This window comes from Microbulbifer hydrolyticus (assembly GCF_009931115.1).
Lineage (GTDB): Bacteria > Pseudomonadota > Gammaproteobacteria > Pseudomonadales > Cellvibrionaceae > Microbulbifer > Microbulbifer hydrolyticus.
Map to the genome: position 1 here is coordinate 640,835 of NZ_CP047491.1, position 26,217 is coordinate 667,051.

Sequence of the window (26,217 nt, forward strand, 5' to 3'; positions counted from 1 at the left end):
CCGGGAGTATCGGCTCTAGTTTTAGTGCCTGATCACCAGCAGGCTACTTGAGCTTGCCCCAGGGCGTGAGTTTGGGGGCCGCTGGCTTAGGCTGTGCGTTTTTCGCAGTGTTATCGTCCTTTCCTGTCCTGTTACGACCTCGACTGTTTTTTTCGCCCTTGGTGGAAAAGTTCAAGTTGGATGGCGGCAAATCCTTGACCACTGGAAACGCTTCAATCTGGACTCGGTCGATTATCTTACCCAGGCGGCGCTCGACTGCACACAGGCGTTTGAAATCGTCCTTGGAGACCAGTGAAACCGCCTCGCCGGATGATCCGGCGCGGCCGGTGCGGCCAATGCGATGAATATACTCGTCGGCGTCGTCCGGCATGTCATAGTTGACCACCCGCGGCAGCTCGTCGATATCAATGCCGCGCGCTGCTACACCGGTAGCCACAAGCAGGCTGATTGCACCGGATTTGAAGTCTGCAAGTATCTTGGAGCGCGACGCCTGGCTTTTGCCGCCGTGAATGGATTCCGCCTTGATCCCACGCTTTTCCAACTGGCTCACCAGCTTGGCCGCACCGTGTTGCGTACGGATGAAGATCAGTGCCTGAGTCCAGTTGTGCTCTTTCACCAGATGGCTGAGCAGGGCGGACTTGTTGTGCTTGTCGACGGCGATGAGCCACTGGGTAATCTTCGGTGCCGTCTTCTGGTTGCCCGCCACCGAAACCTCAAACGGGTTTTCCACCACAGTTTTCGCCAGCGCGGCGACCTGGCTCGATAGGGTGGCCGAAAACAGAAGGTTCTGGCGTTGTGCCGGCAGCCGCTCAATGATCTTGTTGAGGTCATCGATAAAGCCCATATCCAGCATACGATCGGCCTCATCCATCACCAGGATCTGTAGCTCGTCAAAGTAGAGGGCGCGCTGGTGAGCAAGATCGAGCAGTCGGCCGGGCGTGGCAACCACAATATCCACGCCGTCGATCAGCTGTTGCTTTTGTGGCTCAAGGTCAACCCCACCCACCATTGCCATAGAGGCAACCGACAGGTGCTTTCCATACTGCCGGATATTGTCTTCCACCTGCATGGCCAGCTCGCGGGTCGGCACAAGGATCAGTGCGCGGAAGCGCTTCGCCCGTCGCTTGCGATCTCCGCTCAGGGCCGCGAGCATGGGTAACACAAAGGCTGCAGTCTTGCCGGTACCGGTCTGGGCTGTCGCAATGATATCCCGCCCTTCCAGTATGGCGGGAATTGCCTTGCGCTGGATCTCGGTAGGGGTGGTATAGCCCTTCTCTTCAATGGCCTGCAGGATCGGGTCGCTCAAGCCAAGTTTGTGGAATGTCATCGGGACTCTCTGGTCGGCTTCTGATCGGGAATGGATCGCCGGCTGGTTTCGGCCGCGCATGGTAACAGCTAAGCACAGGATGTCTTCTGTTAAATCGCTAGCCGCAGGTGTCTTTCACAGGAGCCGAAACCGGGCGTTCTGCTACGCTGCTAATCATCAGGCGCCTATTGATTTGTGTTGAGTGACCCGTCAAACAGGTGCAGTGTCTGTTCATTTAGTGGGGATTCTGGTGAAAGCATCCGATCTGTTCGTTCGTGCACTCGAGGCAGAGGGCGTTGAGTTTGTCTTCGGTATACCCGGGGAGGAAAACCTCGACCTGCTGGAATCCCTGCGTGGCTCGAAAATCAACCTCATCATCGGTCGCCATGAACAGGCCTCGGGTTTTATGGCGGCAACCTACGGCCGCCTTACCGGTAACGCCGGCGTCTGTCTCTCCACGCTCGGCCCCGGTGCCACCAATCTCGTGACCGCAGCAGCTTATGCGCAACTCGGCGCCATGCCGATGGTGATGGTCACCGGCCAGAAGCCGATCAAAAGCTCCAAGCAGGGCCAGTTCCAGATCATCGATATTGTCGACATGATGCAACCGCTGACCAAGTTCACCAAAGTGATCGTCAGTGGCGACAATGTTCCCGCCCATGTGCGCGAAGCATTCCGCCATGCCGAGGAAGAGCGGCCGGGTGCCACCCATCTGGAATTGCCGGAAGATATCGCGCGTGAGCATTCCACCATGCCCGTGCTGGAGCCCAGTTATACCCGCCGCCCGATTGCGGAAGAAAAGGCTGTACGCCAGGCCGCGCAGGCAATTTCCGCGGCGCGCAAGCCGCTGTTACTGATCGGCGCCGGTGCCAACCGCAAGCTGACTGCAAAAATGCTGCGGGAGCTGGTGGAGAAACTAGGTATCCCGGCGGTGACCACGCAGATGGGTAAAGGCGTGATCGACGAGGCCAGTACCCACTTTATCGGCAACACGGCACTGTCCGATGGTGATTTTGTCCACCGGGCGATCGATCAGGCAGACCTGATCATCAACGTCGGCCACGATGTTGTGGAAAAGCCGCCCTTTTTTATGCGACCCGGTGGGCCCGCGGTAGTGCATATCAATTTCAACTCTGCACAGGTGGACCCGGTGTACTTTCCCCAGATCGAAGTAGTCGGGGATATCGCCAACAGCCTATGGCAGTTGAAGGAGCTTTTGGAGCCTCAGGAGCACTGGAGCTTTGCCGACGCCCACCGCATCCGTAACGCGCTGCAAAAGCACATACACGAGGGTGCTCAGGACGATGGCTTCCCGATGAAGCCGCAACGGCTGGTGAAGGAGGTGCGCGAGGCGGTGCCCGACGACGGCATCATTGCGCTGGATAACGGCATGTACAAGATCTGGTTCGCGCGAAACTACCAGGCCCATTCCCCCAACTCGGTGCTGCTCGATAACGCACTCGCCACGATGGGCGCAGGGCTGCCGTCCGCGATGGCGGCAAAACTGGTGAACCCGGACCGCCCGGTGCTCGCCATCTGCGGTGACGGCGGGTTTATGATGAATTCCCAGGAGCTGGAAACCGCGGTACGGCTCAAGCTGGACCTGGTGATACTGGTATTGCGGGATGATGGCTACGGCATGATCAAGTGGAAGCAGGCGCAGATGGACTTCCATGATTTCGGGCTGGACTTCGGCAATCCCGACTTTGTTGTGTATGCGCAGTCTTATGGCGCCAGCGGACACCGTATTGAGGTCACCGCGGAATTACAGCCACTGATCAGGCAATGCATGCAGGAGGGCGGTGTACACCTGATCGACATCCAGATGGACTACCGCGATAACGACCGAATTCTGAATCGTGAAATCCGGGAGTTATCGCGCAAGCTCTGAACCCCGAAACAAGCTTCCGCTAACATCGGGCCTAACGCCGCTACTGCTTTTCATAGACGATAAGACGCAAAAGGTTTTCTGTTCCAGTCTGGCGTAGGCCATGAGAGTTCCCGGTGCGGGTGAGAATTGACGTACCCGGACCGAACTTGCGCTTGCTAAAACCTGCCTGTTCAGAATCCACTCTTGGTACACACATAGACCGAATTGGTCGAGTCACCGTTGAGAAAGGGGTTATAAAAAGAGACCACATGCGATTCAACGGTATCAAAGACCGAATTGAGCAATGCCTCAAATTTTTCCTCGGGCAGGTTTTGTGACCACATAGCGAATACACCATTAGGCTTCAGCTGCTGCGCCATAAGGGCCAGGTTGTCGGCGGTATAGAACTGCGCATTACCGGCATTCAGGTATTCGGTGGGGGAGTGGTCGATATCCAGAAGAATCGCGTCAAACTTTTTTCCGGCGTTCTCAGGGTCAAAGCCGGTATCCGGGGCTGTGGCCAGGTCGAAGAAGCTGCCGTGCACATAGCGGTTGCGAGCGTCGGCATTGAGCACCTTGCCCAGGGGAACCAGCTCATCCTTGTGCCAGCCAATAACCGTATCCAGCGCTTCGACCACAAGCAACTCCTCAATACGCGGGTCTTGTAGCGCCGCCACCGCGGTATAACCCAGGCCAAGCCCGCCGACCACCACATCGAGCTTGTCGCCTTGAACTTGCGCAAGGCCGAGGGTGGAAAGCGCCTCTTCGGCCTCCACGAACATGCTCGACATGAGGAATTCCTCACCGAGCTTGACCTCGTAGATGTCTCTATCGCCCAGCGCGGGAATCCTCCGTCGCCGCAGGGAAATCTCGCCCAGTGGCGAGGATTGGCTATCGATTTCTTCAAATAACAGGGCCATTGCTGACTTATCCTAATGCGGTCGAAAGAACGGGTATTCGCTAAGGGACGGCATGCTACCCGCTAATGTGTGCAAGTAGGTAGTGCCCTCCGCAGTATGCAGCCATGCCAGCGCACCGAGGTTGGCAAGCACCGTGAGCCAGAAGATAAACCGGAAGGGTTGCTTGCGGGACTTGTGCCGCAGCCTTTGCTGCGCCGCCCAGGCACCGGGCCACCCACCCAAAAGGGCTAATAGATGGAGCGTGCTCTCCTTGGTGCGCCAGCGACCGCGGCGCGCTGCGGATTTGTCCAGATAGTAGAACAGGTAAGCCAGCAGGCTCATGCCAATATAAGCCATCAACATTATTGGCGGTAAATTTCCAAGCAATGTCGAAACCCCAACGAGTCCGAGAAACACCAGCCCGGTAAATGCAGGGAGTGTGCCGCCTGATCTTTGCCGTATTTTGGCTTGTTCACCGGCAATAGTCACCCCGGTCGCACAGGGCCGCCCCTGGCGGTCTGAAGAGAGCGAGTAAGTCACGACCTCGCCAGCTTTGGGCCGGCGTCGGCGGTTGGGGAACGATTTTATATGGATAAAAACCCGCTTTCCGCCCATCAACGGCTCAATAAAGCCGAACCCCTTGTCATCATTCCAGATGCTGATCTTGCCTTTTACGCGTTTAGAAACGGGGGTTTTTTGTCCAGACATACTGCGACTCGATATTAACCTGTTGTTGAATACTGCCGGGAACACACGCTCCGGTCAAAGCGCGTTGCCAATCGATTGTTTGTTACTTGTTTCCGGGGCCCTATCCAAATCGCAAACAGAAACGTTGTTTATATCTGTTTATATGTCATCCATTCGTATTACTAATACTTGTGAGAAATTTATTGAGCTGGCTATAATGAATTTCGCGTAAAGTGGGGCGAGGTATTTTGGCTGGCGCTTTGCATTAAGAACGAAATATAAATACAGGGACGTATTTGATGAAAGTCGCGCTTGTTGATCTAAATAATTTTTCCCGATATCCCACATTATCTATTGGCTATTTTGTAGCAATTCTTCGCGAAAAGGGCGTAGATGTTGAAGTCTGTTCGCCACTGAATTTTGGTGTTCACGGCTACCCCAGGACGGTGAGGCAGTCATATTGGCAAAGATTTTCGGAATTTTTGAATTACTACATGGCGGTTTCAAATAGCGGGCTTATAAACGCACTAAGGAATAAGCTCAAATCCTGGTTTAGGCCTGGTGGTAATCGAGACCGGGAAATTATTACACAGGCGGTCGAGAATTTAGTCGAGAAAGGCCCGAATGTACTATTGATTTCTGCTTATACAATGTATAGGGAGGTTTGCGGGCAGATCGCGGATATTTGTAGGGAAAAGGACATTCCGCTCGTCGTCGGCGGTAGCGGATTTTATTCCTCTGAGATGTGTGCTGAATGGTTGAGTTTGCCGGGTGTTACAGCCCTGTATTCTGGCGAACCAGAAATGCACTTGTCGGATTTGGTATGTGCGCTGGCATCTGGTGATGCTATCGAGCAAATACCCGGTGTTATCACTCGCAGTGGATCATTCGAACCAGCCAAGCCCCTGATTGAGCTTGATCGTGTGCCCTTCCCTGATTTTTCCGATTTTCCCTGGAAAAACTACCCAAACAGAATTGTGCCTATCATGACCGGGAGAGGCTGCGAGTGGGGGCACTGTACATTTTGTTCGGATGTGAAAACCACATCGGGACGAACTTATCGATCCAGGGTGCTTGAAAAGGTGCTGTCTGAGATCGGGCTCCAGCAGCAGCGCTATGACTCGGATCTTTTTGTATTTCTAGACCTGAAGCTGAATTCGAATCTGGAGTTGTGGAAGGGATTGCCGGGGGGGCTTCAGAGGCTGTCGAAACCGATAAAATGGACCGCTTCCGTCCATGTTGATTCGAGAGAGGAAAATGGTCTGTCATACCGCGAGCTGAAAAGAGCGGCTGATTCCGGGCTCGTACGAATGACCTGTGGGCTGGAGTCGGCTAGTAGAAGCGTGCTGTCGCATATGGCAAAGGGCGTAAAGCTGGACCGTATGTCAGATTTTATCAGGAACGCGCACAAGGCCGGCATTAGCGTTAGGATTACCTGCATGATCGGCTACCCGAACGAGACTGCAGATGATGTGCATAAGACCGCGAAATTTCTTCGAGATCATAGAGAATATATAGAACGCGTTACCTATAACCGTTTCGCCAATATGCCCGCCACACCGATTGAAAAGAAGCTTCGGGAATCAAGGCAAGAATATCCGCATATCAAGCTTCAAGAGCTTGATACATATAATGGCGTGGTTCCCTATGAAAACAAGCGGATGAACACGCCATCTTTTCTGAAGGCCGCTTATCACCTGATCTCTGAGGTGAATGCCATTAACAGAAAGCCACTACTAGAAAAAGCGGTTGCTTTCGAGGGCGCGTTCTAGAGAGTTACCTCAATGCCACCTAGAGAGCATAACGCGCAATATAGTGCGCAATATCCACAAGTCTGGATTTACCGCTGAACTCAAACCGCACTTTGCCCAGAGAAGAAAAATACAGTTCCAGCTCGCTGTCGATATCAAATGTGCCAGAGGTTTCCACCGAGTAGGCGACGATATTCTTGTAAGGCAGGGAGGTGAAATCCTTCTTGCTGCCGGTAATGCCCTGCACGTTGACGGCGATAATGCGCTTGCTGGTAAACACCACGCCGTCGCGCATGGATTTAAAAGAATCCAGTACTTCCTCGCCGTCGAGTAGCAGCGGAGCCACCTTTTCTGCAAATCCAGCGTTCTGTTTCAGCTTGAACAGGCTTTTGTTTTCAAAATCGATCATTGGGTAACCGGTGGTCTGTTGATGAAAATGTGTGGTCGATCAATAGAGAATGCCATATCTTCGATATAGTAAATAGCCTGTGTAGTGGCAGCCCGGGCGCAAATTTCATTCGCACCTACAGTGCTGCGCTCGCAGATCCGGATACAGGCCGGTGACCAAGAGGAATTGCGTCTTCCGGCCCGCCTGGTCGAATCGGAAATAGACCAGCCATGACTATTCTCAAGCTTACGGTATAGGGATACACAAGGAGCCAACGTGAAAAACTACCTCGCCATGTACCTCGGCACTCCGGATACCATGAAAGGATGGGAGGGGCTAACAGAAGAGCAGTGCCAGCAGCGTATAGAGGAAGGCATGGCTGCCTGGGGCAGCTGGATGGAAAAACACCGTGACATCCTCGTCGCAGAGGGCGGTCCACTGGGAAAAACCAAGCGTGTTGATCCGAGCGGTGTCAGCGATGTGCGCAACGAAATGACAGGCTATGTCATCGTACAGGCCGAAAGCCACGAGGCCGCCGCCAGACTGTTTGAAAACCACCCGCACTTCACGATCTTTCCTGGTGACTGTGTTGAAGTGATGGAGTGTATGCCGATACCCACGGCTTGAAGGAAGTGCGGCATAGCTAACCCCCGGTTAGTGGTCGGGGGTTTTCGACTCGCAGATGCCGCCAGTTCAGAATGGAAACGCCAAAATCTGCCCAACTCTGGTAGTGGGCAACACGGTGACACATAGAATTTGCGTACCGATGTAGGTGGGCAAGCCCCACTTCAGGACGGGGTGTACTTTGCCGAAGTGCCAGCGGTCAATCAGGATTGGTGTCAGCAAGAATCCATAAGTGAGCAGCAGACTCAGCTTCGTGGCAGCGGCGGGAATCTCAGGCAGGTAGGCAACGCGGGTTACCGATGCAGAAATCATGCTCAGCGAAGCCAACAGCATAAATCGCTTGTGCAGATGGGAGCGTTTTCGAAAGGTGACGCCGAGCATATAAAATATCGAGAAGCAAACCAGGGTATGTAATATCCCCCACGCGAAGCTGGCTCGCGCGGCTACCTCTCCGCTATCCCAGCCCGGGTCGTAGCTTTGCATTACCTCCACAAGCAGCCCGGTACCACTGAACAGGAGAATGCCAAAAAGCCAGACGCTGGTGTAACCGAGGCCGCGGTGTAGCGGAATATTGCCGCCCGCTACCAGATGCGACTGAACCATGAACAGGACAAACCAGCCTAGATAAAAGATACCGTGCAGTACCAATGCGACGGATACCGTTGATTCCGGCTCGAGAATCTTTCCATAATGTGGCAATACGGTGATAACCATCAGGCCGAGCAAGAGCGCTGAAAACTTTCGGTATATTGGCTGGCGGGAGAATGCAGAGCCGGTCTGGTTTGAATTGCCAGTGTCAGACTGAGCTTGTCGCGCTTGCTCCATCGTATCGTCCTTGAATCTTTATTCGGTTTTTGGCGGAGCTGGGCCAAGAGCTCCGGAACTATTCACCGACCGGTTCACGATATCCTTATCGTGCGGTGAAATGGGGGTCTATTTAATCAGGGCGCCCGCAAAAGGGAAAATTCCACGCCCCGAGCCGCATGAATCTCTGCTGTATCGTAAAGCGGGATATTCGTATCAACTTGCTGCACCAATAACGCAATCTCTGTACACCCGAGAATAACCGCCTGTGCTCCACGTTTATGAAGATTATCAATAATCTCCAGATAACGCACCTTCGATTCCGGTTTGACAAGGCCCAGGCACAGTTCCTTGTAAATAACGTCATGCACCAGAGTCTGCTCACCCGCATTTGGAGTAATGACGTTAATGCCGAAGTGCTCGGTTAAGCGGCCCTTGTAAAAATCCTGCTCCATTGTGAAGCGTGTGCCAAGTAATCCCACAGACGTGATGTTGTCTTTTATCAGGGCCTGCGCGGTCGCATCGGCAATATGCAGGACCGGAATCGATATGCTGGACTCGATCTGGTCAAATACCTTGTGCATGGTGTTGGTGCAAATCATGAGGAAATCAGCGCCGCCTTTTTCAACCGACTGCGCCGCCTGTGCGAGGATTCTGGCGGTCTCATCCCATTTCCCCGCATGTTGCAGTTTCTCGATTTCATCGAAGTCGACACTGTACAGGCAGATCTTTGCCGAATGTAACCCGCCCAATTCGGCTCTTATACGTTCATTGATTGCTTTGTAGTAGCTGAGTGTCGATTCCCAGCTCATTCCCCCCAGCAGTCCGATGGTTTTCATTGCGAACTGTACTCCCCGCATCCCGAGTGTCATTGCGCAAACTGTACCAGAGCTGTCACTGCCAATTAAACCGTGGTCAGATCCAGTTCGTATGCGGGTTCGATAAATTCGGCCGTAAGTGCCGGTCACAGGTCGGGCGTGAAACTGTTGTCGCCGTCCATTTTGCGAGAGAGGACCAGTACGAGCTGCAGTCGAGGGTCGGACCAAGCGGGCCGTTTATTCCGGTAGCTGGGTTGCCAAGGGCAATTCCATATAGGTGTGATCCACAACCTGCCCAAAGGCTGACCGCAGTGAAGATTGGGTGGTGCGCTGTGCCGTAAAACCCAGCCGCTCGTACAGCGCCTTCGCGCGCGGGTTGGTCGCGGCAACGTCCAGCGCCGCTACCGAAAATTCGTGCTGCTGCACGCGACGCAGCAACTCCGCCATCAGAGCGCCGCCGATCCCCCGGCCGCGAATCGCCTCCGCCACCCCGAGGTGATAGATCACCCCGGCGTCCTTCTTCGGAGGACTGATCACCATCTCGGTGCGCAGCCCGCGCACCACGACACGGGCGGCCGCGAGCGGTGAATAGAAGCGCACAATATCGCGCAAGGCGGCGATGGTGAAGCGCAGGTTCTGGTTGCTGTTGCGCACCGCACCAACCGCTACCACCTCGCCGTCAATTACAGCTGCGATGTGCTGCCGGTAGCCAAATTCCGAGTCGCCGCGCACAAACGCATGGTGAAGAAAGTCGCGGGCCTGCTGTTTGCTGCGGTCGCAGAACACATAGTCAAACGCGCCCGGCCCCGAGCTGTAGATCAGTGGCACAGCTGCGTCTGCATCTTGTGCGCGGCAGGGGCGGAAGCTGAGTTCAGACATGCAGAGTTCTCTTTTTTCGTTCCAACACTCTACCGCATTCCCGCGATTCAAGCAGTGGTCATGGCCAACAGCCGCTCGGCGTGGCGGTGCAACTCGGCTCTCAGGTCCGACGGTGTAACTATCTCAAAGGCAAAGGGCAGCCGCACCAGTTGGGAGGCAAACCAGCCCAGGCAGCCGGTCTGTGCGCGCCAAAGCACACCATCCCCAGTGGGGGTCAGCAGGCCGAGTTCATCACCGAGCATTCGGGTGGCGGTCTCCAGGTCTGTGTGCAGCAGCAACTCCACTTCAAACCCCTGCTCCAAAGTCGCAAAGCTGCCGCTGAGATAACCGGCGGCATCGAAGTCGTGTGGTCGCCGGAAGGGAATGTTCAGCCCGCGCAACTGCTGCATACGGTCGACGCGAAAGGTGCGTATCTCCACACGCAGGTGGCAGTGGCCCACCGCGTACCAGCGGCCGTAGCGGAACACCAGGCCGTAGGGATCAAACTCCCGTTGCGTCAGCCGCTCATCGGGATTATCGCTGCCACTGGTGTAGTCGAATACAACGCGGCTCCGGTTCTGGGTGGCGGCGGCCAGGGTAGACAAGGTGGCGCTGTCCGGCGCCGCCTTCGGCAACAGGTCCAGGGTGACGCTTTCATCGAGGGAGCGCAGCTGCTGTTTCAACTTCTGCGGCATCACCCGCTCGAGTTTTGCCTGCGCGCTGGCGACGGCGGTGGACACCTCACCCACACTGAGGCTCCGCGCCGCCAGCAGACCGAGGGAAATCGCCAGGGTCTCTTCATTGGTAAACATCATCGGCGGCAGCTTGTAGCCCGAAACCAGCCGATAGCCGCCGTGGCGCCCGCGCTCCGCCGTCAAAGGAATGCCGATCTCCTCCAGCGTGGTGATATAGCGGCGCAACGTGCGGCCATCCACGCCCAGCATCCGCGCCAGTTCACTGCCGCTGGCGTTACCGTGCAGCTGCAACAGCTCCAGCAGCGCCAGCACCCGAGTCGTGGGATTCGACATGAGTTGCGTCCTGCATAATTAATTAGGGCGGAATATAACCTGATTGCCCAGTACAGTGCTTGCATCCGGATCACAATCATCCCCAAACAAACAGCAACGGAGAGCAGCTATGAACGATCAAGTCACCCTCTACACCAACCCTCAATCCCGCGGCCGTATTGCGCGGTGGATGCTGGAAGAAGTGAGCGCGCCCTACCAGACAGAGGTACTGGAATACGATGGCAGCATGAAAGCCCCCGCTTACCTGAAGATCAACCCCATGGGCAAGGTGCCGGCCATCGTGCACCGCGGTGAGGTCATCACCGAATGCGCCGCCATCTGTGCCTACCTGGCAGAAACCTTCCCGCAGGCCGGCCTGGCGCCAACAGCGGAGGAGCGCGCCAGCTATTACCGCTGGATGTTCTTTGCCGCCGGACCACTGGAAGCCGCGGTTACGGATTTAAAGGTGTTTGGTATGGAGGCAGATGCAGAGAAGCAGCGAATGGTGGGCTACGGCAGCTACACCGCCGTACTGGATAACCTCTCAAACTGGTTTGCCGGGCACGCCTATGTTGCCGGTGAGCGCTTTACTGCCGCCGATGTGTATGTGGGAGCGCAGATTAACTGGGGCGTGGAATTTGGCACCCTGGAAAAACGGCCGGAATTCATCGACTACGCCAAGCGCGTTGCTGCGCGTGACGCCTACCGGCGCGCTACCGAAAAAGACGACGCTTTGATGGAGAAAGCCTGATAAAAAGCGTCTGCCGGGTCCGCTGGCCTTGAAATGCGGTAAGCCTTGAAGTCGCTATTGGGCCAACAGAGATAAGCCTAATACGATTGCGTCAGGAGGTGACCTGGAGCGGCTGCTAAGTACACATAGGAAGCTGCCGCATTAACACAGATTTTCCCCCTGTATCATGTGAGCCAATATCTATGGCCGTGATCGCAGGGGGAATTCGGTAGCGGTTTTAGAAGCTGTAACTCAAGCGAAGGTGCGCTACGCCGCTTCCGCCATAGGAGTTTGCATCCAGCTCAAGGTTTAGTGCTGAGCCAAGATTTCCGCCCACGCCTAACCCGCCAGCCAGGCCGCTCGCGCTTCTTCCGCCAGCTGCGCCACCTTTGAATAGGAGGTAGATATCACCAGAAGTCCGGTATGTAGCGAATACCCCACCAAAAGTACCTACGGTATCTCTGGTGAACTCTCCATGCACCCCCCAGCCTCCATCACCCTGATAACCCAGGTTAATGCCGGGTCCCTCGGATGCTGGCTGTGCATCTATTGCCCCATAATGGCCCCCCGCATACCACCCCTGTGGCTTGGCCATAACAGCCGTGGGCATAAGTAGGATGGATGCTGATAGTACAATCGATTTATAGAATTTCATTGTTATCCTTATTTAATCAACGATTAAGCCAACGGCAAAATATCTCCATTTATTCTCTGCGTAAAGTGCTTGATTATATCTCGCTGTTTCTATCTGCACCGAGTGGAGTAAATCCCACGGGAGCTGTCGGACACTTCGGTCAAGTATTGTGACGCGCGTCAAGAACTCAGATGGGGACGCCAGCGATAGCCCGCAAGGCCGCGGACGCTATTGGAATACTTCTGCTCAGTAAGTGCATGTAAAGCCTTGTCCGTCATTCAGGAAGCGGAAATTTGATACGACAAGCTGCGGAATGGGGTGCGGCCAGCTCTCGAATGCACCGCCGCCGGCCATAACGGGGCAGCTACTGGTCTGGTGAAAATTCCCTGAGTAATCAACCATATTGATATGGTACTTAATGGGTTGCTCGAACGGGTTTTGAACCGAGAGCATGGTTCCATACTCGCTCTCGCTGAACTCAAAAGTGACAGTTTTTTCTGGGTTCAGAATGCTCTCGACCTGAGTGACCTCTGCGATCTCTCCGTCAGTGACTGTGATTTCTGCATAGACTTTGCCATGTGGCTTGATAGTGACAACACCACCGAAAGGGCTTCCCGTATTTTGTTCTTTGATGTGTGCGGAGTTGCAGCCTGATGTGAGCACGCAAAGAGAAATTAAGGTGGTAAGTATTAGCTTCATTCGTGGGGTCATTTTTATTGTATGCTCTTATAGATTTTCATATGCAAAAGTTTTACTCAGTCCCCAACTATTTTTACCCGGAATCCCTCTATGTTCCGGGAGCCATCAGTGGCCCAGCTTGAGTGCGCCGAGAGTATTCAGTTCGGCATTCAATTCAGGCGCCCGCTTTTTAAGGACTTCAATGGCAGCACGTTTGGCGGCTGGCTGAACCAGAGTGATACTTTCAAGTTCTTCAATGTCAAGCTTGCTCCACAACTTGCCGAGTTCCGCTCCCAGTCGTGTAAGGAAAGCCTCGCTGTTAGTATTTTGTGTAGCCATAAATTCAAGTGGGCCGAGTGTATCTTCCGGATCGAACTTCAAAATCTTCGGTAAGATCGTTAGCCGTACTTCATCGCTCTGCTCTTGGTCGTAGAGCTGATCCAATAGTGGGTAAAGCGGCTTTTTACTTTTCTGCAGGCGGTGCTTTCTTAGTGTCTGGAGCGCAAGCTGAATCGACAGTAGCGCGAACAGAATCATTGCAGGAACAACATAGGCTAGCGCCCAATCCCGGCGTTCCAGAATCTCAGTAGCAGCGCTCTCATAAGACACGATGTTGCGCTCACCTATCTTCAGGTCCCATAGATAGTAGTCATCGCCTTTGGGTTGACCAAGTGCGGTATATGGCATGCCTTTGACAAAATCCTTTTCATTCCAGGTGTAATTACACAGGCATTCATACTTCACATTTACCTTGCCTTTCTCGGTGTTCACTACACCACTACTCTTGCCAATACTCTGTATTGTTCCGCTCAAGGGGGTAAGGCTCCCCTTTTTGGGGGCAGGATCGAATAGTGGTTCCCAAGAAGTGGTCAGCAGAAAGATTACAGCCCAAGGGGAAATGTTAACCAGAAACTGGTAAATAGGGCTTCTAAATATTTTTTGCATGTATCTAAATGTCGCTGCTATTTCAGGTTGCTGGAATTATTCGCGGGAAGTTTTGTCAGGCAAAGTTTTGAATCGTTCTGCAATCTGGAAATGCGGGGCAACTCCTGTACTGCTTTCCTTTGTTTGGTTCTTGCTTGCCTGCATGCTTTACCATTTGCCTGCCGCATTTGGGGAAGGGCCTTTCTGCGCCGGGATCTTGTCGCGCTTTTAGTTGCTCAACATGCTGCCTATATTTGATCTTGTGCCACCCCCGCTGGAAGGACTTGGTTCTGCCAATAACTTCCCGCCCCTTAGGTTTCAAATACCTTAGAGCTGATAATTCCATCCTACCTTCAGCACCTCGTCATCTATTCCAAACGGCAAACGCCCCGAAGAATATCCAATAAACGCATAGCCGCGCTCATTGTCACTAGGCATGCGCAATGAAAGCTGTATTAGCCGGCTACGGTGCAGTTTTGCGTCTTTCACTGCTTGCTCCGCATCCAGTTCGCGAAAATAACGGTAGTCATACGCTAGTATCACATCGCGTCCATCAAACTTGGCTATCGGTGTGGTCAGGGATACTTCGGCAGCGCTTCGATAGTAGTGGTCTAGCTTGCCCAATAACTGCTCTCGCACTTCATCTTCCTGTGGGTCTACTTGGCCTATGGTGAGAGATACCACGGGGGATTCCAGTAACAGGCGGTTGGCGTCCGGGCGGCCGGTGGCGGAGCGGATCAGGCTGGGCACCAGGTCGAGCAGGGAGTAAAACTGTCGGAATACATGGCTTTCACGGGCTTCAGGCATTGCCCAGGCGGCGGTGAGGCCGGCGACGGTGTTTTTATTGGTAAAGTCTTGGTCCGTCTCGTAGCTCAGTTCGCTTTTTATTTTCCAGCTACCCAGCGGGCATTGGCTGCGCGGGCCGGTGTCATCGGGCGTGCCGGGGATTTGTCCCGGTGGAATGGCGATAGGTCCATGGCCGGTATCGGCTGGCACTTCATAGCAATCGCCGATGGTCACCAGCTCGGCATCAAGGCCGAAATGCATCAGGTCCTGAGAGCGAATTTCGTCATCAAAGGCATAGGTGCCGCGCGCATTGAAGTTGACAAACCCCAGCGCGATATCCTTGAAGTCAAACTGTACGCCTAGCCCGGTGCGACCGGTCTCGCTGGAGGTTATGGCGGCCAGTTTGATGGAGTTCTTGAGCGAGCTTTCGGCACTGGCTTCTGCTGAGCAGAGCAGGGCGATTATGCACAGGCTTGTGGGAATCCTTTTTGCCTTCATACCTCACCCTCTATTTCCGCTGCCACTTCCTCATGTACTTCATCGGCAAACATCAGATGTGCGTCTAGCAGTTGTGCCAGGTCGTCCAGGGTTTTGCCTTCAGGGGACTTAAAAAGTGCTATCAGTTTCTCTTCCAGCTTTTTCACGCGTAGTGTGCGGTCTTCCTCCGCGGAAAGGTTTTCGATGGCGGGGCGGTAGAAGTGGAACAGGTAAGCGGTAAATTTATCGGCGAGGGTTACGGCTTTGATTCTCTGGTGCTCCGCTGAGGACTCGGGGTTGTAGTAGCGCAGCATTGCCAGGGAATAGTTGGCGGCACTGGCAAAGGGTGTGAGTTCCGCATTGATTTGCGCCACTTCCGGATGTGCCAGAATACCCCAGGCCGCACCGGCGGCCATATTGGTTTTGGTCCATGACATGGGAGCCTTCCCTGTTTATTGTTGTGAGATCACATGCTTTTTATGTGATCTGCGTCCCGTAGAAGATTATTGTGCCATACCGATAGTGAAAAGTGCATTCGTTGAGGTTGGCATGTAATGACGTGTAATCGAGGTGTGTAAGCAGTTGCTCACTACCGGTATGACGATTGGCCTGCCCAGGGTCGTTGCTATAGAGAAGGATGCCAGCCACAGGCGATAAGCGTTGTCGCCCAGCGCAACCAGTCCTGCTATCTTCCTCTGCATAACAATGCAAAGGAACGCCCCATGCTCCGCAACCTGACCGCCTCGCTGGCGCTGCTTACCGCTGTAGCCATCCCGTCCCTCGGCCTCATCGGCTGCGACCGCTCCAAGCCGGAAATGGAACAAGTCGCGCCCGAGCCCGAATCGCGGGTGCAGACGAGTGCCCAGTCCACTTCTGAGTCCGCACCGGACTTCTCCATCGACTACCAGCAATTCCAGCTGGATAACGGTCTCAACGTCCTCTTCCATATCGACCGCTCCGATCCGGTCGTCGCGGTATCCCTCACGGCCCATGTGGGTTCGGCGCGCGAGAAGGAAGGGCGCACGGGGTTTGCGCATTTATTCGAGCACCTGCTGTTCCTGGAGTCGGAGAACCTGGGCAAGGGCGGGCTGGATGCGATGAGTGCGCGCATTGGCGGTTCCGGGGCCAATGGTTCCACTTCCCGCGATGTCACCAATTACTACCAGACGGTGCCCAAAGACGCACTGGAAAAGATGCTGTGGGCGGAGGCGGACAAGCTGGGCTGGTTTATCAATACGGTGACCGAGCCGGTGCTGGCGAAAGAAAAGCAGGTGGTGAAGAACGAGAAGCGCCAGAGTGTGGACAACCGCCCCTACGGCCATGCCCAGTACGTGATCGACCGCAATCTCTACCCGGAGGGTCACCCCTACAGCTGGCAGGTGATCGGCTCGCTGGAGGATCTGGACAACGCCACCCTGGACGATGTGAAGACCTTCTTCCGCCGCTGGTATGTACCCAACAACGTGACGTTAGTTGTTGCCGGGGATTTTGATCCCGAGCAGGCGAAGGAACTGGTGCAGAAGTACTTCGGCGAGATACCCAGGGGCGAGCCCATCGAGCGCGCACCCAAGCAGCCCGCCAGTCTGAAGGAGACCAAGCGCCGCTACTACGAGGACAACTTCGCCCGCCAGCCGCAGCTGACCCTGGCCTGGCCCACGGTGCCGCGCTATAGCGCGGACAGTTACCCGCTGGCGGTGCTGACGGAATACCTGTCCGACGGCAAGCGCGCGCCCCTGTACCGGGTACTGGTGGAGGACCAGCAGTTGACCCCGCGTGTTTCCATGGGCGCTTATCAGTCCGAGCTGGCGGGGCAGGTGCAGCTGGAGGTGCAGGCGTTTGCCGGCGGCGACCTGGATGCGGTGTATGCGGGTATCCAGAAGGCCTTCGCCCTGTTCGAGAAGGAGGGCATTGCCGAACAGGACCTGGAGCGCATCAAGGCCGGCCAGGAGGTGGCGTTCTACAACAGCCTTTCCAGCGTGCTGGGCAAGGGTTTCCAGCTGGCCCAGTACCAGATTTACGCGAACGACCCCGGCTACGTGAGTGAGGATATCGCCCGTCTGCTGGCGGTGACCGCGGAAGACGTTAAGCGCGTGTATCAGAAGTACATCGACAACAAACCCTTTGTGGCGGTGAGCTTTGTGCCCAAGGGGGAGAAGGCGCTTGCGCTGGCGGATTCCACCGCGGCAGAGGTGGTGGAAGAACAGATCGTGAACGGCGCCGAGGAGGCGGTGGATGCTTCTGCCCTGGCCGAGTACGAGAAAACTCCGTCGAAGATCGACCGCAACAAAGAACCTGCCTACGGCGAGCCGGCGCAGACGGCGGTGCCGGAGGTGTGGCAGAGCGAGCTGAGCAACGGCATCGAGGTGTACGGCATCGACAACGACGAGGTGCCTACGGTCAACTTCAGCCTGGTGATCGACGGCGGCCAGTTGCAGGAGAGTATCGACAAGACCGGCGTGGCCAACCTTACCGCCATGCTGATGGAGCGCGGCACCAAAAACCGCACCCCGGAAGAGCTGGAAACCGCCATCCAGATGCTGGGTGCCAACATCAGCGTATCCGCGGCGCGGGATGCCTTCCGCTTCGATGTGACCACACTGGCGCGCAACTTCGACGAAGTGTTCGCGCTGTTGCAGGAGATGCTGCTGGAGCCGCGCTGGGACGCGAAAGAACTGGTGCTGGCGAAGAAGAGTGTGCTGAGCCAGATCAAACGGGCCGAGGCCGAACCCAATGCCATTGCCAGCAAAACCTTCGCGCGCCTGCTGCACGGTGACGACAGCATCCGCGGCTACAGCGGAACGGGAACCGAGGAATCCGTGGCGGCCATCACCATGGATGACCTCAAGGCCTACTACAAAAATTATCTGTCCCCGTCCGTGGCCCGCGCCCATGTAGTGGGGGATATCACCCAGAAACAGTTCCTCGCCGCAGCGGAAAAGTTGGCCAAACAGTGGCCCGCCAAACCGGTGGAAATTCCCGATCCGCAATCTGAGCCGGCCGAGCCGGGCATCTATTTTGTGGATGTGCCGGATGCCAAGCAGTCGGTCCTGCGCATCGGCCGCCCGGCAATGCCGGCGGTGTCGGACGACTACTACCCGGCGGTGTTCACCAACTACATCCTCGGCGGCGGCGGTTTTGCCTCGCGCCTGATGCAGCAACTGCGCGAGGGCAAGGGCTACACCTACGGCATCGGCTCCAGCGTGTCCGCCGACAAGACCGGGGGCCAGTTCGCCATTGGCACAAGTGTGCGCGCCAATGTCACCCCGGAGTCTGTACAGCTGATTCGCGACATCCTCAAGCAGTATGCGCCTACCTATACCGAGGCCGACCTGGAAAACTCCCGCTCCTATCTCGTCCGCGCCAACACCCGCGCCTTCGAGACCGCCGGTGCTAAGCTCGGGCTGCTGGAAAACATGAGCAAATACGACTGGCCCGCCGACTATGTGCGCGAGCGCGAGGCAATCGCCAAGGCAATGACCGTGGACAAGGTGCAGAACATCGCCGAGACCTATATGCAACCGGGCTCGATGATCTGGCTGGTGGTGGGCGACCGCGCGACCCAGCTGGAGCGACTGGAAAAGCTCGGGCTGGGTGAGCCGACCGTGCTGGATAAGGATAAGCCGACAGCGAAAAAATCCGCGGAGTAACACGCTCGTCAGGCCCGCTATTGGCGGGCCTTTTTTGTACGCTTTACCGGAGCTTGTCATGGACTACAAACTCTACTATTGGGATTTGCCCTTCCGCGGCGTGTTTATCGAGATGCTGCTGGCGGAGGCCGGGGCAAAGTATTCCCGGCATGATGCCAGTGATATCTACCCGCAACGCAGCCTGAAAATCACCAACCCCGGCATCGCCCCGCCGTATCTCTATGAATGCCGCAGTAAAACCTACTTTGCGCAGATGCCGGCGATCCTGATGCACCTGGCGCGGGAATACGACCTGCTACCCAAGCGCGCGGAAACCCACACGCTGGCGCTGAAGGCTATCCTCGACTGCAACGATGTGTTGATGGAAATCACCAACTTCAACGGGCAGGTGATGTGGGAAAAGGCCGCGTGGGAGGAGTTCCGCTACGGCCGCCTGCCGGACTGGATGCAAACCTTTGAGAGCACCGGACTGGCGCACGGCTTTAAAAGTGGCGGCGGCTATTTGCTGGGCTCGACGCTGTCCGTGGCCGATATCGCCACCACCGCACTGTTTGGCACCATGGCGTACAGCTTTCCGACGCTGGCGCAGGACCTGCAGGACAACGCACCGCATATTGCCAAACTGGTGCAGCGGATCGAGGCGCGAGACTCTATTCGCGCATTGCTGGAAAAGCGGCGCGCGACGTGGGAGCGCGGCTACTGCGGCGGGCAGATCGAGCGGTCATTGCGTGCGTTGCTCGGGCAGTGACTCCGCCGGTGCATTCACACCAGTAACTGAAAGCCAATCAGCGCAACACACATGACAAAGCCGGTTACCGGGCACCACAGTGGATAGCGGATTATGTTCGCGTCGTTTTGTTCCCGGCGCAGTTTGACGACGACCAGGGACAGGTTCACTACGGAGAAAATCACCAGCATGATAAACGCGGTGATTTTGGCCAGGACGGTGAGCGGCAGCCACAGGGAAAATACCAGGATGCAACCCGCCACCAGTACGGTAGCGGCGACCGGGGTCTGGGTCCTGGCATTGATGCGGGAAAACAGCTCCGGAGCCATGCCTTTTTTCGCCATGCCGTAAAGCAGCCTGGAGGCCATGATGATCTGTACCAGCGCGCCGTTCACTACTGCAAACATGCTGATCACCCCGATAAACGCCGTGGAGTAGCCGGCATTGCTTACCAGTGCGGCCAGTGGTGCGCCACTCTGTGCCAGCTCATCGGTGGCGACAGTGCGCACCGCGATAGCGGCTACCAGCATGTACAGTAATGTGGATACGACAATGGCGATCAGGATTGCGCGCGGCAGTGTACGGCGTGGGTTTTTCACCTCCTCGGCAATGTTCACCATATCCTCGAAGCCGATAAACGCATAAAACGCGAGGAAGCTGCCTACCAGCAGTCCGGGCCAGGCAGACATGTCCGGGATGGCTAGCACCTGCTGCCACTCCTGCACAGCGGGTGCTTCGCGGCTGACGAAAATAACAAACAGCAGTCCGCCGACTTCAATCAGGGTAATCAGGGTTACCGTCAGCGCGGACTCGTTGATTCCCCACAGCGCAATCAAGCCGAGGACAATAATCAGCACACTGATGGCGAGGTATTCCGGCACCTGGATAAAGAGTTCCAGGTAACCGACGAAACCATTGGCGATGGTCGCCGCCGAGACGATACCGGTAATGGCCACCAGTACACCCACGAGCTGCGCAAACCAGCGACGCTGCCAGGCCTGGAAAATATAGGCGGCAGAACCTGCACTCTGCGGATACCGGGAAGAAAGTTCCGCGTAAGACAAAGCGGTAAACCCGGCAATAATTCCCGCCAGTAAAAAAGCGTAGGGAAGAGAGACGCCTGCTTCACCGCCGACCTTGCCAATCAGGGCGTAGATGCCTGCACCGATAATGGTGCCGATACCGTAGAAACTGGTTGCCGGCAGGGAAAGGGATCGCTTCAGCGTGACCTTGTCAGACACTCCATTGCCTCCGGTGACACAAGCCAAAGTAGCCAAGTTAACCAGCTGTTGGCATTTCGGGGAAGAGGTAAGTCTGCAGTTTTCCACAGGGGAATTCTGGTGTGGATAAAAAAGGGGAGCTGGTGCTCCCCGAAAAATCTTACCGGAGGGATCCCGTCCAGGGATGATGTCGCCGGGTTAGAAGAAACCCAGCGGGTTGGTGTCGTAACTGACAAGCAGGTTCTTGGTCTGCTGGTAGTGCTCCAGCGCGCGCTTGTGGGTCTCGCGGCCGATGCCGGATTTTTTGTAGCCACCGAAGGCGGCGTGGGCCGGGTACTGGTGGTAGCAGTTGGTCCATACGCGGCCAGCCTGGATATTGCGGCCCATGCGGTAAGCCAGGTTCATATCCCGGGTCCACACGCCGGCGCCCAGGCCGTATTCCGTATCGTTGGCAATGGCGAGGGCTTCTGCCTCGTCCTTGAAGGTGGTCACACCCACCACCGGGCCGAAGATTTCTTCCTGGAAAATACGCATCTTGTTGTGGCCCTTCAGCAGAGTGGGCTGTACGTAATAGCCTTTCTGGAAAGCGCCACCGAGTTTTTCCGCACCGCCTCCGAAGATCACTTCCGCCCCCTCGCGCTGGCCGATCTCGATGTAAGTCATGATCTTGTCGAACTGTTCCATCGAGGCCTGCGCGCCGACCTGGGTTTCCAGGTCGAGCGGGTTGCCGCGCACGATGGATTTGGTGCGCTCGACCACCTGCTGCATAAACTCGTCGTAGATGGATTCCTGGATCAGTGCGCGGGACGGGCAGGTACACACTTCACCCTGGTTGAAGAACGCCAGCACCAAGCCTTCCACACACTTGCTGATATAGGCCTCTTCCTGCTGCATCACATCGGCAAAGTAGATATTGGGGGACTTGCCACCCAGCTCGACGGTGGAGGGAATCAGGTTATCCGCAGCGCACTTCAGGATATGGCCACCGACGGCGGTGGAGCCGGTAAACGCGATCTTGGCAATGCGGGTACTGGTGGCCAGTGCCTGGCCCGCTTCCTCGCCGATGCCGTTCACCACGTTAAGCACGCCCTCCGGCAGCAGGTCGCCAATCAGTTCCATCAGCACGAGGATGGAGGCGGGGGTCTGCTCGGCAGGCTTCAGTACCACGCAGTTGCCTGCCGCCAGCGCGGGGCCGAGCTTCCAGGCGGCCATCAGGATCGGGAAGTTCCAGGGGATGATCTGGCCGACCACGCCCAGCGGTTCGTGAATATGGTAGGAAACGGTGTGTTCATCGAGTTCCGCCATACTGCCTTCCTGGGCGCGCAGGCAGCCAGCGAAATAGCGAAAGTGATCCACGCTCAGCGGAATATCGGCGGCGAGGGTTTCACGCACAGCCTTGCCGTTGTCCCAGGTCTCCGCTACCGCGAGCATGTCCAGGTTCTGTTCCATACGGTCGGCAATCTGCAGCAGGATGTTGGCGCGCTCCGCGGCGGCGGTTTTGCCCCAGGCGTCTTTGGCGGCGTGCGCGGCATCCAGCGCCAGCTCGATATCCGCGGCCGTGGAGCGGGGCACCTCGCAAAATGCCTCACCGGTGACCGGGGAGATGTTCGGCATATAGTTGCCGTTGACCGGCGCTACCCATTGGCCGCCGATAAAGTTTTCGTAGCGCGGTTTGAAGTTGACCAGAGCGCCATCCTGTCCGGGTTGTACGTAGATCATCGCTGAATTCCTCTTTGAGCTGATTATTCTGTTCCCCGGGTTGCGGGCAGCGTTGTTATCTTCTGGTCCGGGGAGTAATCTTTAAAGCCGGGTGCATAACCCACTTATTCCGCTGTCGAGGAATGAAAATAACGGCTCCGGGTACGGTGTACTTTCCTGTGAGTACAGATCCGTTGATCCTGAATCCAGCACACGGAGTCGGGGCGGAAATCGACAACACGACAATAAAAATATGACTAAAGCGATGGTCCGCGGTCGGCAACAGCCCCGCGAGCTGATCGAGAACCGGGTATCGTTTGCGGGCCCCAGTTCCGAACTCAGCGTCTACGACACCTATCTGCCGGCCGAGCGCGTTGGGCTTTCGGCGGGCGAACTCCTCTATTGCGGCATGATCAGCGGCCGCAAAATCATGCACGCCCAGGGCGATTACGACGCGGAATTCCTGCCGCGGGAATCGTTTGTCATGGCGCCCGGCGAACACGTGGAAATCGACTTCCCCGATGCGCGCCTGGAGAATCCCACCTCCTGTCTCACCATCGAGATCGCACGGGACCGGGTGGAGAATATCTGTTCACGCCTGAACGGCGCCGCGCCGTTACAGCGGGAGTTTGAAGACTGGCGTTATCGCCCGGACTCGCTGATCCATACCCGCCACAGTCCTGCCACCCAGGAGCTGTTGCAGCGACTGGTGACGACGTTTACCGAGAACTCGGGCGACCGGGATTTTCTGGTCGACCTGGGGGTGAGTGAGCTGGTGGTACGCATGCTGCGGGAACAGATGCGCACGTTTTTATTGAAGGTGTGTGAAAACAATCCGGAGGTGAATGGTCTCGGCGCGGCGGTTCACCATATCCAGCTGCACCTGGACCAGCCGCTGGATACCGCGCAGCTCAGCAAAATCGCGTGTATGAGCCGCAGCCGCTTCTACAGTGAGTTCAAGAAGCACCTGGGGTGTACCCCGGCGGAATTCCAGCAGCACCTGCGGATGCAGGCCGCGAGGGACCGACTCGCCCGTGGCGAAAGTGTGACGCGGGTGTGCTTTGACCTGGGCTACCGCCACCTGAGTCATTTCAGCCGGCGTTTTCAGCAGGAATTCGGCCAGAGCCCGAAGCAGTACCGCAACGGGGCAATGGCCAGATCTATTCAGCCGGGCGCTCAGTAGGCGGGTGCCCAGGTGCCGTCCTGGCGGCGGCAGGCAACATCCTGTGTGCGCTGGCCGTCCTGTCCGACAATCTCGGTCACGAAGGAGCGGCAGTACTGGTCGCCGCGCTGTTCAAACGCACCGGGTGTTACCGCGTAGTTGTAGCCGTTGTTCTCGTTCTGCCAGGTAATACGCTCACCCTCCGGGGCGAATTCCAGGGCCTGCGCCACACAGGCCTGGTTGCGCTGGTCCATCTGTCGGCCGATCTTACCGCCCACCAATACCCCGGCGATGGCACCACCGATGGTTGCCGCAGTATTGCCGCGGCCGTCACCAATCTGGTGCCCGATCACACCGCCGATCAGGCCGCCCAGCACACTACCCACCTGAGAACTGTTGCAGCGTGTGGCCGTGGTCTGTGGGGCGGGGGCGGGACGCCACTCGGGGCGGTATTCCGGTTCCGGGGCCCGCTGGTCAAACCAGGGCGGCAGCACAACCACTCGGGTACCGCGGTCGTGGTGATGGTGGCCGTAGTCGCGGCGGGCCTTGCATTTGCGCTCTTCCTCGTAGTCGCCGTTGCGCTTCCACTTGCGCTCAACCTTGCAGTTGCCGTCCCAGTACTCTTCCTTGTACTCGTGCTTGTGGTGTTTCTTGTGCTTCTTCCAGCCGCGGCCTTCCGGGGGTTCCGCGTACAGGCCGGCGGACAGGGTGCCGCACAGCAGTGCGGCGATGGCGGTGGTCAAGTATTTCATGCTCATTATTCGCTGGGTTCTGTGGATAGCTGTTGGCGCAGATAGTAACAACGGCGATCTGAACAGACAGTGAATGAGTCAGCGTTTTGGGGACGGGGATTAAATAGCGTGCGCTCCGCCAGTTAGTAGTCTTGCGGGGAGCGGAGGATGGCCTTTGCACGGGATTGCAGCGCTGCCAGCTCGTCTTTGGAGAACTTGTCCAGCAGGCTGAACATCATCGCCATGCGGTGGTTGCCAGCAAGCTGTTCGCGCTTCTCTGCCAGAAAGTGCCAGTACAGGCTGTTGAACGGGCAGGCGTCTTCGCCGGTTTTTTCTTTTACCTGGTAGTGACACCCTTTGCAGTAATTGCTCATCTTGTTGATGTAACTGCCGCTGCTGATATACGGCTTGGTGGCCACGAGCCCGCCGTCGGCATACTGGCTCATACCGCGGGTGTTGGTGATCTCGACCCACTCGATAGCGTCGATGTAAATGCCCAGATACCACTGGTCCACCTGGTCGGGATGCACGCCGGCCAGCAGGGCGAAGTTACCGGTGATCATCAGCCGCTGGATATGGTGGGCGTAGGCGTGGTCCAGGCTGTTCTTGATGGCGTGGTGCAGGCAGTTCATCTTGGTGTCTGCGGTCCAGTAGAAGTCCGGCAGGTCATTCTGGTTGCGCAACCGGTTGCAGCGCGCATAGCCCGGCATCTCGCGCCAGTAGACACCGCGCATGTACTCCCGCCAGCCGAGAATCTGCCGCACGAACCCTTCCACCTCGTTGATCGAAATACGATCGCCATGTGCTTGCCAGTGTTCCACCACCGCGTCGATCACTTCCCGCGGGTGTAACAGCTTGCTGTTCATGGCGAAGCTGAGGCGGCTGTGGAACAGGTAGACCTGCTCCGGGTCCATGGCATCCTGGTAGTCGCCAAAGTGTTGCAGCAGGTTTGTGCAGAAATAGCGCAGTGCTTTCAGGCCATCTTCCCGCGTGACTGGCCAGTTGAAATGCTCGGCGTCGATATTGCCGAATGTCTGAACCCCGGCTTTTTCGATGCGCGCCACCGTGCCGCGCACATCCTTGCGGAAGCCTTTCTCGTGGGGAATCTCCGGCTTGCCGGTCCACCTCTTGCGGTTGCTGGCATCGAAGTTCCACTTGCCGCCCGCCGGCTTGTCCCCGTCCATCAGAATGTCGTGCTTGCGGCGCATATGCCGGTAAAAACTTTCCATCAGCAGGGATTCTTTATCTTCAAAGAACGCCGCCAGTTCGTCGCGGGTGGTGAGGAAGTGCTCGGTATCGAATGCCTCGACTTCGATACTGAGATCGTCGGCCAACTGCTTTAACTGCTGGTCCAGGCGGTATTCATCCGGCAGCTGATACTCGAATTTTTCAATGCCGCGCTCCTGAATCAGCGCGGCAATGTTGGTGCCCGGTTTTTGTGTGTTGTTCTTGCCGTCGAGCTTGTAGTACACGACTTTTTTGCCGCGGTCCCGCAGCCACTGGGCAAACTGTTCCATGGCCTCAAAGAAGGCGACCACTTTCTGGATGTGATGTTTGACGTAGTCGGTCTCCTGGCGCATCTCGGCAATAAAGTAGAGGGTGTCGTTATCGTCGTTGTGGTACCAGGAGTGCTGGTGGTTCAGCTGGTCGCCGAGGATGAGTCGCAGGGTTTTCAAGTTGGCGTCCTCCGGAAGCTGCCGGTTGCTAGAGCCAGCGGTCAGCGCGTGAGCGCGGTTTTCCCAATGTCCCCGAGGTGCAGTGGTATGGTTGGGGTGCAGTGGCTGTATATAA

The 26,217-nt window shown here is 56.5% G+C and carries 23 protein-coding genes; 7 read left to right on the forward strand and 16 right to left on the reverse strand.

Features of this window, described 5'->3' with window-relative positions:
• Positions 1-43: 43 nt before the first annotated feature.
• Positions 44-1,327 (reverse strand): DEAD/DEAH box helicase, encoded by a 1,284-nt coding sequence (locus GTQ55_RS02675; RefSeq protein ID WP_161857347.1) that lies wholly within the window; start codon positions 1,325-1,327, stop codon positions 44-46.
• A gap of 229 nt (positions 1,328-1,556) precedes the next feature.
• Here GTQ55_RS02675 and GTQ55_RS02680 point away from each other — a divergent pair, with 229 nt between their 5' ends.
• A complete protein-coding gene (locus GTQ55_RS02680; RefSeq protein WP_161857348.1) occupies positions 1,557-3,197 on the forward strand; it encodes an acetolactate synthase large subunit in 1,641 nt (546 codons plus the stop codon).
• A 170-nt stretch (positions 3,198-3,367) separates the two neighbouring features.
• Here GTQ55_RS02680 and GTQ55_RS02685 read toward each other — a convergent pair whose 3' ends face one another.
• A complete protein-coding gene (locus tag GTQ55_RS02685; RefSeq protein ID WP_161857349.1) occupies positions 3,368-4,096 on the reverse strand; it encodes a polyamine aminopropyltransferase in 729 nt (242 codons plus the stop codon).
• 12 nt (positions 4,097-4,108) lie between these two features.
• Entirely contained in the window at positions 4,109-4,783 is a 675-nt protein-coding gene (locus GTQ55_RS02690; RefSeq protein WP_161857350.1) for a DUF1294 domain-containing protein, read from the reverse strand.
• Positions 4,784-5,061: 278 nt separating this feature from the next.
• Between GTQ55_RS02690 and GTQ55_RS02695 the strand changes: the two genes are divergently transcribed.
• Positions 5,062-6,534 (forward strand): B12-binding domain-containing radical SAM protein, encoded by a 1,473-nt coding sequence (locus GTQ55_RS02695; protein ID WP_161857351.1) that lies wholly within the window; start codon positions 5,062-5,064, stop codon positions 6,532-6,534.
• A 19-nt stretch (positions 6,535-6,553) separates the two neighbouring features.
• Here the strand turns inward: GTQ55_RS02695 and GTQ55_RS02700 are convergent, their stop codons facing one another.
• Complete coding sequence (locus GTQ55_RS02700) at positions 6,554-6,922, reverse strand: PH domain-containing protein (RefSeq protein WP_161857352.1); 369 nt, start codon at positions 6,920-6,922, stop codon at positions 6,554-6,556.
• A gap of 255 nt (positions 6,923-7,177) precedes the next feature.
• Between GTQ55_RS02700 and GTQ55_RS02705 the strand changes: the two genes are divergently transcribed.
• Entirely contained in the window at positions 7,178-7,528 is a 351-nt protein-coding gene (locus GTQ55_RS02705; protein ID WP_202620657.1) for a YciI family protein, read from the forward strand.
• Between the two features lie 66 nt (positions 7,529-7,594).
• Here the strand turns inward: GTQ55_RS02705 and GTQ55_RS02710 are convergent, their stop codons facing one another.
• The 4 genes from GTQ55_RS02710 to GTQ55_RS02725 all read right to left on the reverse strand — a co-directional run bounded on the left by GTQ55_RS02710 (position 7,595) and on the right by GTQ55_RS02725 (position 11,033).
• Positions 7,595-8,251, reverse strand: a complete 657-nt coding sequence (locus tag GTQ55_RS02710) for a hypothetical protein (RefSeq protein WP_161857353.1) — start codon at positions 8,249-8,251, stop codon at positions 7,595-7,597.
• Positions 8,252-8,466: 215 nt separating this feature from the next.
• Positions 8,467-9,168 (reverse strand): aspartate/glutamate racemase family protein, encoded by a 702-nt coding sequence (locus GTQ55_RS02715; RefSeq protein WP_161857354.1) that lies wholly within the window; start codon positions 9,166-9,168, stop codon positions 8,467-8,469.
• Between the two features lie 216 nt (positions 9,169-9,384).
• Complete coding sequence (locus GTQ55_RS02720) at positions 9,385-10,026, reverse strand: GNAT family N-acetyltransferase (protein WP_161857355.1); 642 nt, start codon at positions 10,024-10,026, stop codon at positions 9,385-9,387.
• Between the two features lie 47 nt (positions 10,027-10,073).
• Entirely contained in the window at positions 10,074-11,033 is a 960-nt protein-coding gene (locus GTQ55_RS02725) for a helix-turn-helix transcriptional regulator (protein ID WP_161857356.1), read from the reverse strand.
• 109 nt (positions 11,034-11,142) lie between these two features.
• On the opposite strand from GTQ55_RS02725, the gene GTQ55_RS02730 reads away from it, so the two are divergent.
• Positions 11,143-11,763 carry a glutathione S-transferase family protein gene (locus GTQ55_RS02730; RefSeq protein ID WP_161857357.1) on the forward strand — a complete coding sequence of 207 codons (621 nt, stop codon included), beginning with the start codon at positions 11,143-11,145 and terminating at the stop codon, positions 11,761-11,763.
• 859 nt (positions 11,764-12,622) lie between these two features.
• Here the strand turns inward: GTQ55_RS02730 and GTQ55_RS02735 are convergent.
• The 4 genes from GTQ55_RS02735 to GTQ55_RS02750 form a co-directional block, all read right to left on the reverse strand.
• Positions 12,623-13,075, reverse strand: coding sequence for a hypothetical protein (locus GTQ55_RS02735; RefSeq protein WP_161857358.1), 453 nt, complete (start codon positions 13,073-13,075; stop codon positions 12,623-12,625).
• Positions 13,076-13,180: 105 nt separating this feature from the next.
• Positions 13,181-13,825, reverse strand: a complete 645-nt coding sequence (locus GTQ55_RS02740; protein ID WP_161857359.1) for a hypothetical protein — start codon at positions 13,823-13,825, stop codon at positions 13,181-13,183.
• Between the two features lie 480 nt (positions 13,826-14,305).
• Positions 14,306-15,262 carry a hypothetical protein gene (locus GTQ55_RS02745; RefSeq protein WP_161857360.1) on the reverse strand — a complete coding sequence of 319 codons (957 nt, stop codon included), beginning with the start codon at positions 15,260-15,262 and terminating at the stop codon, positions 14,306-14,308.
• Positions 15,259-15,678: a hypothetical protein gene (locus GTQ55_RS02750; protein WP_161857361.1), complete on the reverse strand. Its 420-nt coding sequence runs from the start codon at positions 15,676-15,678 to the stop codon at positions 15,259-15,261. Before GTQ55_RS02750 ends, GTQ55_RS02745 begins: the two co-directional genes overlap by 4 nt.
• Positions 15,679-15,963: 285 nt before the next feature.
• Here GTQ55_RS02750 and GTQ55_RS02755 point away from each other — a divergent pair, with 285 nt between their 5' ends.
• Positions 15,964-18,888 (forward strand): M16 family metallopeptidase, encoded by a 2,925-nt coding sequence (locus GTQ55_RS02755; protein ID WP_161857362.1) that lies wholly within the window; start codon positions 15,964-15,966, stop codon positions 18,886-18,888.
• 58 nt (positions 18,889-18,946) lie between these two features.
• Positions 18,947-19,636 carry a glutathione S-transferase gene (locus GTQ55_RS02760; RefSeq protein ID WP_161857363.1) on the forward strand — a complete coding sequence of 230 codons (690 nt, stop codon included), beginning with the start codon at positions 18,947-18,949 and terminating at the stop codon, positions 19,634-19,636.
• Between the two features lie 14 nt (positions 19,637-19,650).
• On the opposite strand, the gene GTQ55_RS02765 is transcribed toward GTQ55_RS02760, so the two are convergent.
• On the reverse strand, positions 19,651-20,856 hold the full coding sequence (locus GTQ55_RS02765) for an APC family permease (RefSeq protein WP_202620658.1): 1,206 nt from the start codon (positions 20,854-20,856) through the stop codon (positions 19,651-19,653).
• Positions 20,857-21,033: 177 nt separating this feature from the next.
• Positions 21,034-22,554 (reverse strand): acetaldehyde dehydrogenase ExaC, encoded by a 1,521-nt coding sequence (exaC, locus tag GTQ55_RS02770; protein ID WP_161857365.1) that lies wholly within the window; start codon positions 22,552-22,554, stop codon positions 21,034-21,036.
• A gap of 232 nt (positions 22,555-22,786) precedes the next feature.
• On the opposite strand from exaC, the gene GTQ55_RS02775 reads away from it, so the two are divergent.
• A complete protein-coding gene (locus GTQ55_RS02775) occupies positions 22,787-23,716 on the forward strand; it encodes a helix-turn-helix transcriptional regulator (RefSeq protein WP_161857366.1) in 930 nt (309 codons plus the stop codon).
• Here GTQ55_RS02775 and GTQ55_RS02780 read toward each other — a convergent pair.
• Together GTQ55_RS02780 and GTQ55_RS02785 are read right to left on the reverse strand one after the other, a co-directional pair.
• Positions 23,710-24,447 (reverse strand): glycine zipper 2TM domain-containing protein, encoded by a 738-nt coding sequence (locus tag GTQ55_RS02780; protein ID WP_161857367.1) that lies wholly within the window; start codon positions 24,445-24,447, stop codon positions 23,710-23,712. The two genes, GTQ55_RS02775 and GTQ55_RS02780, sit on opposite strands and share 7 nt — an antisense overlap.
• Positions 24,448-24,569: 122 nt before the next feature.
• Positions 24,570-26,102, reverse strand: a complete 1,533-nt coding sequence (locus GTQ55_RS02785; protein ID WP_161857368.1) for a cryptochrome/photolyase family protein — start codon at positions 26,100-26,102, stop codon at positions 24,570-24,572.
• Positions 26,103-26,217: the final 115 nt, after the last annotated feature.

Coding starts and splice junctions, on each gene's coding strand:
- GTQ55_RS02730 (WP_161857357.1), top strand. CDS start 11,143: ATGAACGATCAAGTCACCCTCTACACCAACCCTCAATCCCGCGGCCGT.
- GTQ55_RS02720 (WP_161857355.1), bottom strand. CDS start 10,026: ATGTCTGAACTCAGCTTCCGCCCCTGCCGCGCACAAGATGCAGACGCA.
- GTQ55_RS02775 (WP_161857366.1), top strand. CDS start 22,787: ATGACTAAAGCGATGGTCCGCGGTCGGCAACAGCCCCGCGAGCTGATC.
- GTQ55_RS02755 (WP_161857362.1), top strand. CDS start 15,964: ATGCTCCGCAACCTGACCGCCTCGCTGGCGCTGCTTACCGCTGTAGCC.
- GTQ55_RS02725 (WP_161857356.1), bottom strand. CDS start 11,033: ATGTCGAATCCCACGACTCGGGTGCTGGCGCTGCTGGAGCTGTTGCAG.
- GTQ55_RS02675 (WP_161857347.1), bottom strand. CDS start 1,327: ATGACATTCCACAAACTTGGCTTGAGCGACCCGATCCTGCAGGCCATT.
- GTQ55_RS02745 (WP_161857360.1), bottom strand. CDS start 15,262: ATGAAGGCAAAAAGGATTCCCACAAGCCTGTGCATAATCGCCCTGCTC.
- GTQ55_RS02780 (WP_161857367.1), bottom strand. CDS start 24,447: ATGAAATACTTGACCACCGCCATCGCCGCACTGCTGTGCGGCACCCTG.
- GTQ55_RS02715 (WP_161857354.1), bottom strand. CDS start 9,168: ATGAAAACCATCGGACTGCTGGGGGGAATGAGCTGGGAATCGACACTC.
- GTQ55_RS02700 (WP_161857352.1), bottom strand. CDS start 6,922: ATGATCGATTTTGAAAACAAAAGCCTGTTCAAGCTGAAACAGAACGCT.
- GTQ55_RS02695 (WP_161857351.1), top strand. CDS start 5,062: ATGAAAGTCGCGCTTGTTGATCTAAATAATTTTTCCCGATATCCCACA.
- GTQ55_RS02750 (WP_161857361.1), bottom strand. CDS start 15,678: ATGTCATGGACCAAAACCAATATGGCCGCCGGTGCGGCCTGGGGTATT.
- GTQ55_RS02735 (WP_161857358.1), bottom strand. CDS start 13,075: ATGAAGCTAATACTTACCACCTTAATTTCTCTTTGCGTGCTCACATCA.
- GTQ55_RS02690 (WP_161857350.1), bottom strand. CDS start 4,783: ATGTCTGGACAAAAAACCCCCGTTTCTAAACGCGTAAAAGGCAAGATC.
- GTQ55_RS02760 (WP_161857363.1), top strand. CDS start 18,947: ATGGACTACAAACTCTACTATTGGGATTTGCCCTTCCGCGGCGTGTTT.
- exaC (WP_161857365.1), bottom strand. CDS start 22,554: ATGATCTACGTACAACCCGGACAGGATGGCGCTCTGGTCAACTTCAAA.
- GTQ55_RS02685 (WP_161857349.1), bottom strand. CDS start 4,096: ATGGCCCTGTTATTTGAAGAAATCGATAGCCAATCCTCGCCACTGGGC.